The organism is Streptomyces sp. NPDC000348, assembly GCF_042898795.1.
Lineage (GTDB): Bacteria > Actinomycetota > Actinomycetes > Streptomycetales > Streptomycetaceae > Streptomyces.
In genome coordinates, this window is the sequence record NZ_JBIAZD010000015.1 from 23,639 (window position 1) to 38,467 (window position 14,829).

The window sequence follows — 14,829 nt, forward strand, 5'->3', positions numbered from 1 at the left end:
ACATCCGGACCGGCAGGGAGTCCCGGGGCCGCCCCGCCGGTCCCGGTTTCCTACGACGCCGGTTCCACGCCGGCCCGCAGCAGCCCGTACGCGTAGGCGTCCTCCAGCGCCTGCCAGGAAGCGGCGATGACGTTGTCGGCGACGCCCACCGTCGACCACTCCCCCGCCCCGTCGGACGTGGAGATCAGGACCCTGGTCGTCGACTGCGTGCCGTGCTTGCCCTCCAGGATGCGGACCTTGTAGTCGACCAGCTCCAGCTTGGCGAGCTGCGGGTAGATCTTCTCCAGGGCGACGCGCAGGGCACGGTCCAGGGCGTTGACCGGGCCGTTGCCCTCCGCGGTGGCGACGATGCGCTCGCTCTTGGCCCACAGCTTCACCGTGGCCTCGTTGGCGTGGGTGCCGTCGGGGCGGTCCTCGACGATCGCGCGCCAGGACTCGACGTCGAAGTACTTCAGCGGCCCGCCCTCGGCCTCCGCGCGCAGCAGCAGCTCGAAGGAGGCGTCGGCCGCCTCGTACGTGTAGCCCTTGAGCTCGCGCTCCTTGACCCGCTCGACGACCCGGCCGACCAGTTCGCGGTCGCCGCCGAGGTCGATGCCGAGCTCCTTGCCCTTGAGCTCGATGGAGGCGCGCCCGGCCATGTCGGAGACCAGCATCCGCATGGTGTTGCCGACCTGCTCGGGGTCGATGTGCTGGTAGAGGTCCGGGTCGACCTTGATCGCGGAGGCGTGCAGTCCGGCCTTGTGCGCGAAGGCGGAGACGCCGACGTACGGCTGGTGCGTGGAGGGGGTGAGGTTGACGACCTCGGCGATGGCGTGCGAGATGCGGGTCATCTCCCGCAGCCGACCCTCGGGCAGGACCTGCTTGCCGTACTTCAGTTCCAGGGCGGCCACGACCGGGAACAGGTTGGCGTTGCCGACCCGCTCGCCGTAGCCGTTGGCGGTGCACTGCACGTGGGTGGCGCCCGCGTCGACGGCGGCGAGGGTGTTGGCGACCGCGCAGCCGGTGTCGTCCTGGGCGTGGATGCCGAGCCGGGCGCCCGTGTCGGCGAGCACGGTGGAGACCACGGCCTGGATCTGCGCCGGGAGCATGCCGCCGTTGGTGTCGCACAGGACGACGACGTCGGCGCCGGCCTCGGCGGCGGCGCGGACCACCGACTTCGCGTACTCGGGGTTGGCGCGGTAGCCGTCGAAGAAGTGCTCGCAGTCGACGAAGACCCGGCGGCCCTCCCCCTTGAGGAAGGACACCGTGTCGCGGACCATCTCGAGGTTCTCGTCGAGGGTGGTGCGCAGGGCGAGCTCGACATGGCGGTCGTGGGACTTCGCGACCAGCGTGATCACCTGCGCGCCGGAGTCGAGGAGCGCCCTGACCTGGGGGTCCTTCGCGGCGGTGGAGCCGGCGCGGCGGGTGGCGCCGAAGGCGACCAGCTGGGCGTGCCGGAACTCGATCTCCTGCTGGGCACGGGCGAAGAACTCGGTGTCCCGGGGGTTCGCGCCGGGCCAGCCGCCCTCGATGAAGCCCACGCCGAACTCGTCCAGGTGCCGGGCGATGGCCAGCTTGTCGGCGACCGTGAGGTTGATGCCCTCACGCTGGGCGCCGTCGCGCAGGGTGGTGTCGAAGACGTGGAACGAGTCGTCGGGCTCGCTGGTTGCGGTCATGGTCTGAAGGCTCCTGAGTTGATCTCGGTCTACCGGAATGACCGGTTCCACCGTTCCCCCATGGTCCCTCACGCCCCGTTCCCCGGCTGCGGGTGGGCCAGGAAACAGAAAAACCCCTCGCGGGTGCGAGAGGTCTGCGCGCGGGTCGAGGACGACGGTGTCCGCCCGTACGGTGTCGTACGTGCGGTCACTGCGGACCGGCGCGCCTGCTGCCAATAATCGTGGCGAACGAGAGCACGGCGGCAGTCTGGCACAATCCGCCCCCGCGCTCACGGTCCGTCTCAGGATGCGGGCGGTGCGTGCTCGCGCAGGCGGCGGACGAAGCCGTCGTGGTGACCGCCGGTGTCGTCCGGGACGAGCCGGGCGGGCGCGCCGCCGAGGCCGATCCGGCCGGGATGCCCGCACCCGGCCGGAAGGCCGTCGCGCAGGCGTCCGCCACGGGCCCCGAGGTGACGGACTCGCCGATCGGCCGGGTGCTCCCGGTGCGCAGGCCGCGGAGGCGGACACCGGCCGGCCCCGGCCGTCCGACCGCGGGGCGCGGCTCCGCCCGGCCCCGCGCCGGGGGCTCGCCGGAGCCGGCCGGTCGACGCGGTGTTCCGCGTACGGCCCGGGCGCGGGTTCAGGCGTCCGCGAGAAGCGTTTCGGCGAGGAACTCCCGTACGTGGGAGAGGACTTGTGTCCGGTCCGTGCCGCGCAGGCCGATCGCCACATGGATGGAGAGGCCGTCGAGCAGCGCGCGGAGGCGGGCCGCGTAGCGGTCGGCGTCGACGGGGCGGAACTCGCCCCGGGAGACGCCCTCGGCCAGCAGCGCCACCAGGTCGCGGTGCCAGGCGCCCTCGATGGCGGCCTGCCGGTCGCGGGCGTCGGCGCCCGCGTTCTGCGAGCGGTTCCAGACCTCCAGCCACAGCGTCCAGTGCGGGTCGCGGTGGCCGTCGGGAACGTACAGGCCGACGTAGGCGTCGAGGCGTTCGCGGGCGGTGGCGGGGCGGGCGAGCAGCCGGGCCCGCTCGGTGCCGAGGCGGCCCTCGCTCCACTCCAGGGTGCGCAGCAGCAACTCGTCCTTGGAGCGGAAGTAGTAGATCAGGTGACCGCTGCTCATGCCGACTTCACGGCCGAGGGCGGCCATGGTCAGCTGTTCCAGGCCCCGTTCGGCGATCATCGCCATGGCGGCGGCGAGGACGTCCTCGCGGGGCGGCGCGGGGGTGCGGCGGCGGGTGGTCACCGGGCGGCCTCCACGTGGACGGCGTCCGGGACGGGCCGGGTCCCGTATCCGCCGGTGCGGTCGGCGGCCACGATCGCCGCCTCGGCCCCGCACGCACGGACGTGGCCGGCCCCGCACGCACGGACGTGGCCGGTCCCGGCCCGCCCGTCCGGGCCCGGCAGCCCGTCCCAGCCGGAGTACCCGGGCATCCCGTCGAGCCGGCGGACCGGCGCGGTCAGCCGTGTTCCGCAGGTGGCGCAGGGCAGTACGTTCACCCGTACGTTCTACCCGACGAGGGCCTTCGGCTGCTGCTGGGTGACGCAGTGGATGCCGCCGCCGCCCGCGAAGACGGTGCGCGCGTCGACGAGCGTCACCGTGCGCTCGGGGAAGAGGCGGCGGAAGATCCCGGCCGCGGTCTCGTCGCGCGGGTCGTCGAACCCGCAGAGCACGACGCCGCCGTTGCAGAGGTAGTGGTTGATGTAGGAGTAGTCGGCCCAGTGTCCGTCGGCCTCCAGGACGGTCGGGGCGGGGACCTCGACGACCTCCAGGCGGCGGCCGCGCGCGTCCGTCTGCGACCTCAGCAGGCCGACGGTCTCCTTGGTGACCTCGTGATCCGGGTGCGCCGGGTCGGGCTGCACATGGGCCACGACCACACCGGGGCGGGCGAAGGCCGCGACGATGTCCACATGGCCGAGGGTGCCGAAGCCGTCGGGGGGATAGTCGCCGGTGAGGCCGCGCGGCAGCCAGATCGCCTTGCGGGTGCCGAGGTGGGCGTGGATCTCCGCCTCGACCTCCTCGCGGGACCAGCCGGGGTTGCGCTCCGGGCCGAGCTGGACCGTCTCCGTCAGCAGCACCGTTCCCTCGCCGTCGACGTGGATCGCGCCGCCCTCGTTGACCAGCCGCGAGGCGTACGTCCGGGCCCCCGCGAGGTCCGAGACGTACGCGGCGATCTTCGCGTCGTGCTCCCAGCGGGCCCACTCCTGGGCGCCCCAGCCGTTGAACGTCCAGTCGACGGCGGCCAGCCCGCCCGCGCCGTCGGTGAGGAACGTGGGCCCGATGTCCCGCATCCAGGCGTCGTCGAGGTCCCGCTCGACGGTGTCGACGCCGGGGCCGAGCAGGGCCCGCGCCCCGTCCGACTGCCCGGTGCCGCACACCACCGTCACCGGCTCGAAGCGGCGGACCGCGCGGGCCACCGCCGCCCAGGCGGTGCGGGCGGCGGCGAGTTCACCGGGGTCGGCGAAGGTGTGGTTGGGGCCGGGCCAGGCCATCCAGGTGCGCTCGTGCGGGGTCCACTCGGCGGGCATGCGGAAGCCGTCGGACGCGGGCGTGTTCATGTGGGTCCTCAGAGGAAGTAGAGGCGGTTGAGGGAGACCGAGTCGGCGGGCCGGGAGCGGAGCGGTTCCCCGTCGAGGGTGACGAGTCCGGTGCGCGCGTCGACCTCGACGGCTCCGGTGCGGGAGTTGAGGCGCAGGTCGGCGGGGCCGATGCCGCGGGTGCCGCGCACCGCGACCCTGCGGCGCCGGGTCGGCATGGTGTCGTGGCCCTGCTCGACGGCCGCCCGGGCGACGAAGGCGACCGAGAGGTCGGCGGGAGTGGCGCCGTACGCCCCGAACTGCGGTCCCAGGACCAGGGGTTCGCAGGTGTCGGTCGCCGCGTTGGGGTCGCCGACCACTCCGTACGCGGGGAAGCCGGCCTTGAGCACCAGCTGGGGTTTGGCACCGAAGTACTCCGGCCGCCACAGCACGATGTCGGCGAGCTTGCCGGTCTCGATCGAGCCCACCTCGTGGGCGAGGCCGTGGGCGATCGCGGGGTTGATGGTCAGCTTGGCGACGTACCGCAGGACCCGCTCGTTGTCGTGGTCCTCGGGCGCGCCGAACTCGGCCTTCATCTTCCCGGCCATGGCGAAGGTGCGGCGGACCGTCTCGCCCGCGCGGCCCATGCCCTGCGCGTCGGAGGAGGTGATGCCGATGGCGCCCAGGTCGTGCAGCACGTCCTCGGCGCCCATGGTTCCGGCGCGGATGCGGTCGCGGGCCATGGCGGCGTCGCCGGGCAGGTCGGTCTTGAGGTCGTGGACGGAGACGATCATGCCGTAGTGCTCGGCGACCGCGTCCCGGCCGAAGGGCAGGGTGGGGTTGGTGGAGGAGCCGATGACGTTCGGCACGCCCGCCATCTTCAGCACGTTGGGGACGTGTCCGCCGCCGCAGCCCTCGATGTGGAAGGCGTGGACGGTACGTCCCTCCAGCACCTTCAGGGTGTCCTCGACCGACAGGCACTCGTTCAGTCCGTCGCTGTGCAGGGCGACCTGGACGTCGTGGTCCTCGGCGACCCGCAGCGCCGTGTCCAGGGCCCGGGTGTGGGCGCCCATGTCCTCGTGCACCTTGAAGCCGGACGCGCCTCCCTCGGCGAGCGCCTCGATCAGCGGCGCCTCGTGGGACGAGGAACCCCGGCCCAGGAAGCCGATGTTGACCGGCCAGGCGTCGAAGGCGCCGAAGGCGTGCTTGAGCGCCCAGGGCGAGTTGACGCCGACGCCCCAGACCGGGCCGAACTCCTGCCCGATGACCGTGGTGACCCCCGAGGCCAGCGACGCCTCCATGATGCGCGGGGAGAGCAGGTGGACGTGGGTGTCGACGGCCCCGGCGGTGGCGATCAGCCCCTCGCCGGACACGATCGAGGTGCCCGTGCCGACCACGACGTCCACGCCGTCGAGGGTGTCGGGATTGCCCGCGCGCCCGAGGGAACAGATCCGCCCCTGTCTGATCCCGATGGAGACCTTCCGGATCCCCTGGACGGCGTCGACCACCACCACGTTGCTGATCACGACGTCACAGGTCTCGCGGACGGCGGCGGCCTTGAGGTGCAGCCCGTCGCGGGCGGTCTTGCCGAAGCCGGCGAGGAACTCGTCGCCGTACCGCTGGGCGTCGGACTCGACGCGGATCACGAGGCCCGAGTCGCCGAGGCGGACGCGGTCGCCGGCGCGGGGGCCGTGGGCGGCGGCGTAGGCGTGGGGGTCCAGGTGCACGGCCTCGCCGGCCTCGCGTCCCTTCGAGCGGCTCATCGCCCGTCTCCTTCCGGTCCTTCGGGTGCGGCGCCGAGGTATCCGCAGGCCGCCGCCCGGAGCAGCGCCTCCTCCCTCGCGCCCGGCGCGTCCAGGGGGCCGTCGACCAGGCCGGCGAAGCCGATGGCGACGCGTGCGCCGCCGATCGGCACGAGCCCGACCTCACGGGTCTCGCCCGGCCCGAAGCGCACGGACGACCCGGCGGGCACGGCGAGCCGCATGCCGTAGGCGTCGGCGCGCCGGAAGTCCAGGCGCGGGTTGGCCTCGAAGAAGTGGAAGTGGGAGGTCACCGAGACGGGTACGGCGGCGGTGTTGGTGACGGTCAGCCGTACCACCGCCTCGGGCTCGGTGTGCCGCGGGCCGGGCAGCAGTGCTCCCGGAGCCCGCTCGCCCAGCCCGCCGCCGATCGGGGCGGAGACGACCGCGAGCCGGGAACCGTCGTCGAAGACGGCCTCGACGTGCACCTCGGTGACCACGTCCGCGACCCCGGGCAGCACGTCGTCGGGTCCGAGCACCGACCGGGCGCGTTCGACGGCCTCGGCGAGGCGCGCACCGTCGCGGGCGGCCTCGCACACGGTGTCGGCGATCAGGGCCGTCGCCTCGGGGACGTTCAGTCGAAGCCCCCTGGCCCGGCGGGCCCGGGCCAGCTCGGCGGCCCCGAAGAGCAGCAGCCGGTCACGTTCCGTGGGGGTCAGCCTCACGACTCGGCACCTCCTTGCCTTCCCCTTTTAGAGCGTCACTCTAAACCTTTGATTCCTGTTGTGGAACTGTTGACGGGGAGCACATTCAACCAACACATTGAGCGTCGCTCTAAAACCAGCCGACCCTTCGGCGGAGACCGGCCGTGCAGAGGGAACAGCGCGGAGCCGACACCGTCCCCGAGGCGGAACGCACCAGCGGACCGCGGGACCTCGTCTCGATCCCGCTGGGGTCCAACCTCTGTCCGGGGGTGATCGTCTTCGGGTGGCTGCCGCCGTCCTTCGGCCTGGACCGGTGGTCGTCGGTCGGCTCGGTGGTCGTCGGCACGGTCGTCGGCACGGTGTTCACCGCCCCGCCGGCGCTGGTCCCGCTGCGCACGGCGGCCCACCTGTCCGCCTCCTCGGGCGCCCGGTTCGGCGTGCGGGGGCGGCTGGTGGGCTCGGTGACCGGGCCGCCGCCGGCGCCCGGGTACACGGCGCCGACCGTGTGGATCGGCGGGGACGTGACGGTGGGGTGCGCGAGCGGCTGTTCGGACTGCACGTACGTGGTCGTCGTGAGCGCCACGGTCCGCGTGTCCGCCGGGCACCACCTGGCGACGGCCCAGGACGCGATGACGTCGTTCGTGCCGCTGCTCACCGCGATCGGCACCCCGTGGGCCGTGATCACCCTCATCGGCTTCGCCCGCTGCCGCGGGGTCCACGACGCCGACGCGCTCCAGGTCCTCAACCGCCGTGCCCGGGGCGGTGCCACTGGTGCACCGCCGGCTGGAACGTCCCGGCGACGGTCTCCTGGGCGCTCGGCGCGACCGTCGGCGTGCCGGCGGTCTCCCTGCCGTCGTACGGGGGCCCGCCGGCGGCGCTCACGGACGGGGTGGACGCGAGCTTCCCGCTGTCGGGGCCGGCGGGAGGCGCGGCGTACCCGCTGTCGGCCCCGGGCTCCATGGAGCGGAACCCGGCCGCGACGGTCCCCGCGGCCCGTCCGGCGTTCGAGGACGAGGCCGCTTGAGCCCGGGGGCCCGGGGACGGAGCCCCGGTGCCCCGCCCGCACCGGCGCCCTACGCCAGCTGGTGCATCCAGCCGTGCCGGTCCTCGGCCGTGCCCCGCTGGATGTCGAGGAGGGCCCGGCGCAGCCGGAGGGTGACCTCGCCGGGCTCGCCCCCGCTCTGCCGCCACTCGGCACCCTCCCGCTTCACGGTTCCGACCGGGGTGATGACGGCCGCCGTGCCGCAGGCGAAGACCTCGGTGAGGGTGCCGTTCTCCGAGTCGCGCTGCCACTGCTCGACGGAGACGCGCTCCTCGACGGCCTCGTAGCCGAGGTCGCGGGCGACGTCCAGCAGGGAGTCACGGGTGACGCCCTCCAGGATGGAGCCGCTGAGGCTGGGGGTGACGATCCTGTCGCCGTACACGAAGTACAGGTTCATGCCGCCCAGTTCCTCGACCCACTGGTGCTCGACCGCGTCGAGGTAGCAGACCTGGTCGCAGCCCTTGGCGGCGGCCTCGGCCTGCGCGAGCAGGGAGGCCGCGTAGTTGCCGCCGGTCTTGGCGTCGCCCATGCCGCCGGGGACGGCGCGGACGCGGTCCTCGGAGACCCAGATGGAGACCGGCTTCACACCGCCCGGGAAGTACGCGCCGGCCGGCGAGGCGATGACCAGGAAGAGGTACTCGTTGGCGGGCTTCACGCCCAGTCCGACCTCGGTGGCGATCATGAAGGGACGCAGGTAGAGGGACTCCTCGCCGCCGTGCGCCGGCACCCACGCCTTGTCCTGGGCGACGAGGGCGTCGCACGCCTCGATGAAGGTCTCGACCGGTAGTTCGGGCATCGCGAGGCGCTTGGCGGAGCGCTGGAAGCGCTCGGCGTTCTTCTCGGGGCGGAAGGTGGCGACGGAACCGTCGGGCCGTCGGTAGGCCTTCAGCCCTTCGAAGATCTCCTGCGCGTAGTGCAGGACGGTGGTCGCGGGGTCGAGGGAGATCGGCGCGTACGGGACGAGCTGGCCGTCGTGCCAGCCGCGGCCCTCGGTCCACTTGATCGTCACCATGTGATCGGTGAAGTGGCGGCCGAACCCGGGGTTGGCCAGGATCGCCTCGCGCTCTGTGTCCGAGAGCGGGTGCGCCGAGGGCTTGAGCTCGATCGTGGGCGTCGTCATGAGTGGTTGTCCTTCACCGGTTGTAGTGACGGGCCGCGCACACGCCCGTACGGCCGGTGGCCAGTGCTAGGACGTCCGAGCATTCCCTCATTCCGCGGCTCCGCGTTCGATTATCGCCCGGGAGCGACGGCGGGAGGAACAGGGTGAATGCGGCCCGGTGGTCGATGGTGGCACCCGGCGGGGACAGGGGGAAGCCGCCGGGTGCGGATGCGACCCGGCGGCTTCGAATGTTCTTCGAGGGAGCGCGCCGGATCAGCCGGCTACTCGCGCGGCGAGCGCGTCGCCGATCTCGGAGGTGCTGCGGGCGGGCAGGCCGCCGCGCTCCGCGAGGTCGGCGGAGACGGCGTCCTCGATGCGGGCCGCCTCGGCGTCGTGGCCGAGGTGGCGCAGCAGGAGGGCGACGGACAGGACCGTGGCGCTGGGGTCGGCCTTGCCCTGGCCGGCGATGTCCGGGGCCGAGCCGTGCACGGGCTCGAACATGGACGGGTAGGCGCGGTCCGGGTTGATGTTGCCGGAGGCCGCGACGCCGATGCCGCCGGAGACGGCCGCGGCGAGGTCGGTGATGATGTCGCCGAAGAGGTTGTCGGTGACGATGACGTCGAAGCGGGCCGGGTCGGTGACGAGGTAGATCGTCGCGGCGTCGACGTGGATGTAGTCGGTGGTGACCTCGGGGTACTCCTCGGCCACCTTGTTGAAGACGTTCGTCCACAGGTGACCGGCGAAGGTCAGCACGTTGTTCTTGTGGACCAGCGTGAGCTTCTTGCGCGGGCGGGCCTGGGCGCGGGCGAAGGCGTCGCGGACCACGCGCTCGACCCCGAAGGCCGTGTTCACGGACACCTCGGTGGCGACCTCGTGCGGCGTGCCCTTGCGGATGGTGCCGCCGTTGCCCGTGTACGGCCCCTCGGTGCCCTCGCGGACCACGACGAAGTCGATCTCGGGCTGGCCGGCGAGCGGGGTGGCGACACCCGGGAGGAGCTTCGACGGACGCAGGTTGACGTGGTGGTCGAAGGCGAAGCGGAGCTTGAGCAGGAAGCCGCGCTCGAGGACGCCGGAGGGGACCGACGGGTCACCGATGGCGCCGAGCAGGATGGCGTCGTGCCGCTTCAGTTCGTCGAGGTCGGCGTCGGTGAGGGTCTCACCGGTGGCGTGGTAGCGCCGGGCGCCGAAGTCGTACTCCTTGGTCTCCAGCTTCACATCCTGCGGAAGGACGGCGGAGAGGACCTTCAGACCTTCGGCCACGACCTCCTGGCCGATGCCGTCACCGGGGATCACTGCGAGATTGAGGCTGCGAGACATGCGGGCACCCTACTCCTCGTCCCACGGGATGACATGCGGCGTCCGGCATACGGACGCCGTCGGCGTGTCAGTGGCCGGTCGAGCCGCCGTTGTCCCTGCGGTCGAGGGCGCGCTGGAGCGCCGCGGCGGCGTTCTTGCGGTCGGATTCGCTGGTGCGGGAGGTGTGACGGACGCGGCGGCGGACGGTCGTCTCGGCCATGGGTCATCGACTCCTTCGGCATACGTGGAGCACGGAAAGGGGTGTGCGAGACGCCGGAAGGGGCGGGGAGTGTCGGGCCGCAGGGGTTGCCTGCGCGGGGCCCGGCTCACGACCACCGTTCGCTTGATCGAGCGAGTCGTTCGGCTCCTACAAAACTAGAGGAGCGGACTGCGCCTGTCTGCACAATTACTCGGACTTCCTACTATCTGAGACGGTGGCTCGGGTCACACCGCCCTCACCTGCGAAAACACCGGACGGGCCAGGTCGGGGGGTGACCTGGCCCGTCCGGGGTCGGGGTGGGCGTCAGCCCATGTGCGGGTAGCCGTAGTCGGTCGGCGGGACCAGCGTCTCCTTGATGGCGCGGGTCAGCGTCCAGCGCATCAGGTTCTGCGGGGCTCCGGCCTTGTCGTTGGTGCCGGAGGCACGGCCGCCGCCGAAGGGCTGCTGGCCGACGACGGCGCCGGTCGACTTGTCGTTGATGTAGAAGTTGCCGGCCGCGTAGCGCAGCTTCTCCATCGTGTACGCCGCCGCCGCGCGGTCGTTCGCGATGACCGAGCCGGTGAGGGCGTAGTCCGACACCGACTCCATCTGGGTCAGCATCTCGTCGTACTTCTCGTCGTCGTAGACGTGCACGGCGAGGATCGGGCCGAAGTACTCGGTGCGGAACACCTCGTTCTCCGGGTCGTCGCACTCGATGACGGTCGGGCGCACGAACCAGCCCTCGGAGTCGTCGTAGGAGCCGCCCGCGACGATCGTGCAGGACGCGTCCTCCTTGGCGCGGTCGATGGCGGCCTTGTTCTTGGCGAAGGACCGCTCGTCGATGACGGCGCCGATGAAGTTGGACAGGTCGGTGACGTCACCCATCCTGATGCCGTCGACCTCCGCCGCGAACTCCTCCTTGAAGCCGGAGTTCCAGATCGACGCCGGGATGTAGGCGCGGGAGGTCGCGGAGCACTTCTGGCCCTGGTACTCGAAGGCGCCGCGGGTCAGCGCGGTCTTGAGGACCGCGCGGTCGGCGCTCGGGTGGGCGACGACGAAGTCCTTGCCGCCGGTCTCGCCGACCAGACGCGGGTAGGTGCGGTACTTCTCGATGTTGTTGCCGACCGTCTTCCACAGGTGCTGGAAGGTCTTGGTCGAGCCGGTGAAGTGGATGCCGGCCAGGTCGCGGTGCTCCAGGGCGACCGCGGAGACCTCGAGGCCGTCGCCGGTGACGAGGTTGATGACGCCCTTGGGCAGACCGGCCTCCTCCAGCAACCGCATCAGCAGCACGGCGGCGTGGGTCTGGGTGGGGGACGGCTTCCAGACCACCACGTTGCCCATCAGCGCGGGCGCGGTGGGCAGGTTGGCCGCGATGGCGCTGAAGTTGAACGGCGTGATCGCGTAGACGAAGCCCTCCAGCGGGCGGTGGTCGAGGCGGTTCCACACGCCCGGGGAGTTGGCCGGGGGCTGCTCGGCGAGGATGCCGCGCGCGTAGTGGACGTTGAACCGCCAGAAGTCGACCAGCTCGCAGGGGCTGTCGATCTCGGCCTGCTGGGCGGTCTTGGACTGGCCCAGCATGGTGGAGGCGGCGATGGTCTCGCGCCAGGGGCCGGCCAGCAGCTCGGCGGCGCGCAGGATGATCGCCGCGCGGTCGTCGAAGGACATCGCGCGCCAGGCGGGCGCGGCGGCGAGGGCCGCGTCGATGGCGTCCTGTGCGTCCTGCCGGGTGGCGTTGGCGTAGGTGCCCAGGCGGGCCTTGTGGTTGTGCGGCTGCACGACGTCGAAGCGCTCACCGCCGCCCATCCGCTTCTCGCCGCCGATGGTGCAGGGGAGGTCGATCGGGTTGTCGGCCAGCTCCTTGAGCTTGGCCTCCAGCCGGGCGCGCTCGGGCGACCCGGGGGCGTAGCCGTGCACCGGCTCGTTGACGGGGGTGGGGACCTGGGTCACAGCGTCCATGGTTTCCGTAACTCCTTGTCTGAACGGTGTGGTGTCAGCCCTTGGTGATCATGCTTCGGGCGAAGACCCGCAGGTTCGCGGGCTTCTCCGCCGGACGGCGCGTGCTGTGCCTTCCCGGGGGACGCCCCCCGGACCCCCGGCCGGGGCCGGGGCCGCGGCACAGCCGGGTCGTCTCAGCCACGACTGATCATGCTCCGCAGGAAGAACCGCAGGTTCGCGGGCTTCTCCGCCAGACGGCGCATGAAGTAGCCGTACCAGTCGGTGCCGTAGGCCGTGTAGACGCGCATGCGGTGGCCCTCGGCGGCCAGTCGCAGGTGCTCGTCGCCGCGGATGCCGTAGAGCATCTGGAACTCGTACTCGTCGAGCTTGCGCCCGGCGGTGCGGGCCAGCTCCTGGGCGATGGAGATCAGACGCGGGTCGTGGGACCCGATCATCGGGTAGCCCTCGCCCTCCATCAGCGTCCGCAGGATGCGCACGTACGCCTTGTCGATCTCGTGCTTCTGCTGGTGGGCGACCTCGGCGGGCTCCTTGTAGGCGCCCTTCACCAACCGTACGCGGCTGCCGGCCGCGGCGAGGCGGCGCGCGTCGTCCTCGGTGCGGAAGAGGTAGGCCTGGATGACGCAGCCCGTCTGCGGGACGTCCTTGCGCAGCTCCTCGTGGATGGCGAACATCGAGTCGAGGGTGGTGTGGTCCTCGGCGTCCAGCGTGACCGTGGTGCCGATCGCGGCGGCGGCCTCGACGACCGGGCGGACATTGGCGAGCGCCAGCTCGTGGCCGCCGGGGAGGGCCTGGCCGAACATCGACAGCTTCACCGACATCTCGGCGCGGGTGCCGAGCTCCAGCGGCCCCAGCCGGTCGATCAGCTCCAGGTAGGCGTCGCGGGCGGCGGCGGCCTGCTCGGGGGCGGTGATGTCCTCGCCGACGACGTCCATGGTGAGTTCCAGGCCGTTGCCGGTGAGTTCCCGGATGATCGGCAGGATCTCGTCGACGGTCTCCCCGGGGATGAAGCGGTCGACGACCTGCTTGGTCACCGGGGCCGCCGAGATCAGGCGTCGCATCCGGTCGCTGCGCGACGCGGCGAGAATCACGGGACCCAGCACGGGGCACCTCCACAAGCTGCACGAGGCCGTCACCCGACGATTCGGACACGGCACGGAGAACCACCGTGAAACCTACGGATGCCCCCGATCGTGAGCCATCGACAGCTGTCACGCATCCGTGCCGCAGATCTCAGACAGATGTATGAAGGCCCCGGGGCTTTGCGGCAGAATGCCCGGGTGACGTCGGAACACAGGGATGACTACCAGGAGCTGGTGGACGAGATCTCGGAGCTGCTCGGCGCTCCGGCGACCCTGGAGAACCGGGATTTCGAACTGATCGCCTTCGGGGCGTACGACAGCGAGGGCGACCTCGATCCGTCCGCGCTGGACCCGGTGCGCACCCGCTCGATCCTGACCCGCCGTTCGACGGCCGCCGTCCGCGCCTGGTTCGAGGGCTTCGGCATCACCCGGGCGACCGGCCCGGTCCGCATCCCGCGCACTCCGGAGGCGGGTGTCCACCGGGATCGCGTCTGTCTGCCGGTACGCCATCGGGGTGTCGTCCTCGGGTACGTCTGGCTGCTCGACTACGACCCGGGCCCCTCCGAGCGGCAGCTGGCCGCGGCCATGCGGGTGACGGCCCGGATCGGTGCGCTGCTCGCGGACGAGGCCCAGCACGGCGCCGACCTCACGCGGGAACTGCGGGCGGTGCTGACGGCGGAGCGGGACTGGCAGCGGGAGATGGCCGTCGCCGAGCTGCGCACCGCCCTCGGCGGCCGCGCCGAGGGCCCGCACACGGTGGTCTGCGTCGCCCCCTGGCCCTCCGCCGACCCGGACGACGCCCCGTCGGTCCGTACGGTGCCGGGGGCGACGGCGCTGTGCACCCTTCCGTGGGGCGCCACGGCCCTGTCCCTGGCCCTGCTGCTGCGGCTGCGCTCGGCGGACGCGCAGGCCCCGGCGACGACGGCGGCCACCCGGCTGCTGGAGCGGGCGGGGAGCCGGGGCGGCCCTCCGGTGGCCGCCGGCATCGCCGCACCCCGCGCGGGTCTCGCCGAACTGGGCGCGGCCTGGGAGGAGGCGTCGGCGTCGGCCCGGGCGGCGCTGGCCGAGCCCCGGCTCGGACCGGTCGCCCGGTGGGCGTCGATCGGCCCCTTCCGCCTGCTGAGCGCGCTGCCCCCGGGAGCCGCCCGCGATCCGGCCGTCGCCCCCCTGCTCTCCCCCGCGCACGCCGAACTGGCCCGCACCGCCGAGGTCTACCTCGACCGCGCCGGCCAGGCCGGCCGCACGGCGGCCGAGCTGGGCGTCCACCGCCAGACCCTGTACTACCGCCTGTCCCGGATCGAGCAGCTCACGGGCCTGGACCTGGACGACGGCGAGGACCGGCTGCTGCTGCACATGACCCTCAAGGCCTCGCGTCTGTGACGGCGGCCTCGACCAGACGCCCTGACGGCTGCGGCGCGGGAGGCGTTCACCAGCGGGATGCAGGGCGCGGCGATCGCGGCGACGGTGCTGCTCCTCGGGGCGGCGGGACTGGCGGCGGCCGGGCTGCGGCACGTCCGGGTACACGGGGAGAACGAGAACGCCGGACGGGCTGACCGATTCAGCCCGT

General features: G+C 72.5%; 12 protein-coding genes and 1 pseudogene. 2 read left to right on the forward strand and 11 right to left on the reverse strand.

All coding sequences use genetic code 11. The annotated features are described in order from the left end of the window. Positions 1 to 50 precede the first annotated feature (50 nt). The 6 genes from cimA to ureA all read right to left on the reverse strand — a co-directional run bounded on the left by cimA (position 51) and on the right by ureA (position 6,612). Complete coding sequence (gene cimA, locus ACFY3N_RS26260; protein ID WP_390819190.1) at positions 51 to 1,655, reverse strand: citramalate synthase; 1,605 nt, start codon at positions 1,653 to 1,655, stop codon at positions 51 to 53. A gap of 619 nt (positions 1,656 to 2,274) precedes the next feature. Beyond that, positions 2,275 to 2,877: a TetR/AcrR family transcriptional regulator gene (locus ACFY3N_RS26265; RefSeq protein WP_390819191.1), complete on the reverse strand. Its 603-nt coding sequence runs from the start codon at positions 2,875 to 2,877 to the stop codon at positions 2,275 to 2,277. Further along, entirely contained in the window at positions 2,874 to 3,131 is a 258-nt protein-coding gene (locus ACFY3N_RS26270; protein ID WP_390819192.1) for a hypothetical protein, read from the reverse strand. The genes ACFY3N_RS26265 and ACFY3N_RS26270 overlap by 4 nt, the downstream gene beginning before the upstream one ends. A gap of 9 nt (positions 3,132 to 3,140) precedes the next feature. Next, entirely contained in the window at positions 3,141 to 4,190 is a 1,050-nt protein-coding gene (locus ACFY3N_RS26275; RefSeq protein ID WP_390819193.1) for an agmatine/peptidylarginine deiminase, read from the reverse strand. Between the two features lie 8 nt (positions 4,191 to 4,198). Continuing rightward, complete coding sequence (locus tag ACFY3N_RS26280; protein ID WP_390819194.1) at positions 4,199 to 5,911, reverse strand: urease subunit alpha; 1,713 nt, start codon at positions 5,909 to 5,911, stop codon at positions 4,199 to 4,201. Then, the gene (gene ureA, locus ACFY3N_RS26285) at positions 5,908 to 6,612 is read right to left on the reverse strand and encodes an urease subunit gamma (RefSeq protein ID WP_390819195.1); all 705 of its coding nucleotides are present in this window, start codon (positions 6,610 to 6,612) and stop codon (positions 5,908 to 5,910) included. The genes ACFY3N_RS26280 and ureA overlap by 4 nt, the downstream gene beginning before the upstream one ends. A gap of 143 nt (positions 6,613 to 6,755) precedes the next feature. On the opposite strand from ureA, the pseudogene ACFY3N_RS26290 reads away from it, so the two are divergent. Then, positions 6,756 to 7,615 (forward strand): annotated as a pseudogene (locus tag ACFY3N_RS26290) (cytosine permease). A gap of 49 nt (positions 7,616 to 7,664) precedes the next feature. Here the strand turns inward: ACFY3N_RS26290 and ACFY3N_RS26295 are convergent. From ACFY3N_RS26295 to ACFY3N_RS26315, 5 genes are all read right to left on the reverse strand, one after another. After that, positions 7,665 to 8,753, reverse strand: a complete 1,089-nt coding sequence (locus ACFY3N_RS26295) for a branched-chain amino acid aminotransferase (protein WP_390819196.1) — start codon at positions 8,751 to 8,753, stop codon at positions 7,665 to 7,667. 252 nt (positions 8,754 to 9,005) lie between these two features. Next, a complete protein-coding gene (locus ACFY3N_RS26300) occupies positions 9,006 to 10,049 on the reverse strand; it encodes a 3-isopropylmalate dehydrogenase (RefSeq protein ID WP_390819197.1) in 1,044 nt (347 codons plus the stop codon). A 67-nt stretch (positions 10,050 to 10,116) separates the two neighbouring features. Next, positions 10,117 to 10,248, reverse strand: a complete 132-nt coding sequence (locus ACFY3N_RS26305; protein WP_106982032.1) for a hypothetical protein — start codon at positions 10,246 to 10,248, stop codon at positions 10,117 to 10,119. Between the two features lie 303 nt (positions 10,249 to 10,551). Continuing rightward, positions 10,552 to 12,183, reverse strand: coding sequence for an L-glutamate gamma-semialdehyde dehydrogenase (pruA, locus tag ACFY3N_RS26310; protein ID WP_390819198.1), 1,632 nt, complete (start codon positions 12,181 to 12,183; stop codon positions 10,552 to 10,554). A 173-nt stretch (positions 12,184 to 12,356) separates the two neighbouring features. Continuing rightward, on the reverse strand, positions 12,357 to 13,283 hold the full coding sequence (locus ACFY3N_RS26315; protein ID WP_390819199.1) for a proline dehydrogenase family protein: 927 nt from the start codon (positions 13,281 to 13,283) through the stop codon (positions 12,357 to 12,359). 138 nt (positions 13,284 to 13,421) lie between these two features. On the opposite strand from ACFY3N_RS26315, the gene ACFY3N_RS26320 reads away from it, so the two are divergent. Beyond that, positions 13,422 to 14,642: a PucR family transcriptional regulator gene (locus tag ACFY3N_RS26320; RefSeq protein WP_390819200.1), complete on the forward strand. Its 1,221-nt coding sequence runs from the start codon at positions 13,422 to 13,424 to the stop codon at positions 14,640 to 14,642. The last annotated feature ends 187 nt before the right edge of the window (positions 14,643 to 14,829 follow it).

Excerpts from the sequence above, each read along its gene's own strand:
- ACFY3N_RS26280 (WP_390819194.1), bottom strand. The coding sequence starts at position 5,911 with ATGAGCCGCTCGAAGGGACGCGAGGCCGGCGAGGCCGTGCACCTGGAC.
- ACFY3N_RS26320 (WP_390819200.1), top strand. The coding sequence starts at position 13,422 with ATGTATGAAGGCCCCGGGGCTTTGCGGCAGAATGCCCGGGTGACGTCG.
- ACFY3N_RS26295 (WP_390819196.1), bottom strand. The coding sequence starts at position 8,753 with ATGACGACGCCCACGATCGAGCTCAAGCCCTCGGCGCACCCGCTCTCG.
- pruA (WP_390819198.1), bottom strand. The coding sequence starts at position 12,183 with ATGGACGCTGTGACCCAGGTCCCCACCCCCGTCAACGAGCCGGTGCAC.
- ACFY3N_RS26275 (WP_390819193.1), bottom strand. The coding sequence starts at position 4,190 with ATGAACACGCCCGCGTCCGACGGCTTCCGCATGCCCGCCGAGTGGACC.
- ACFY3N_RS26300 (WP_390819197.1), bottom strand. The coding sequence starts at position 10,049 with ATGTCTCGCAGCCTCAATCTCGCAGTGATCCCCGGTGACGGCATCGGC.
- ACFY3N_RS26305 (WP_106982032.1), bottom strand. The coding sequence starts at position 10,248 with ATGGCCGAGACGACCGTCCGCCGCCGCGTCCGTCACACCTCCCGCACC.
- cimA (WP_390819190.1), bottom strand. The coding sequence starts at position 1,655 with ATGACCGCAACCAGCGAGCCCGACGACTCGTTCCACGTCTTCGACACC.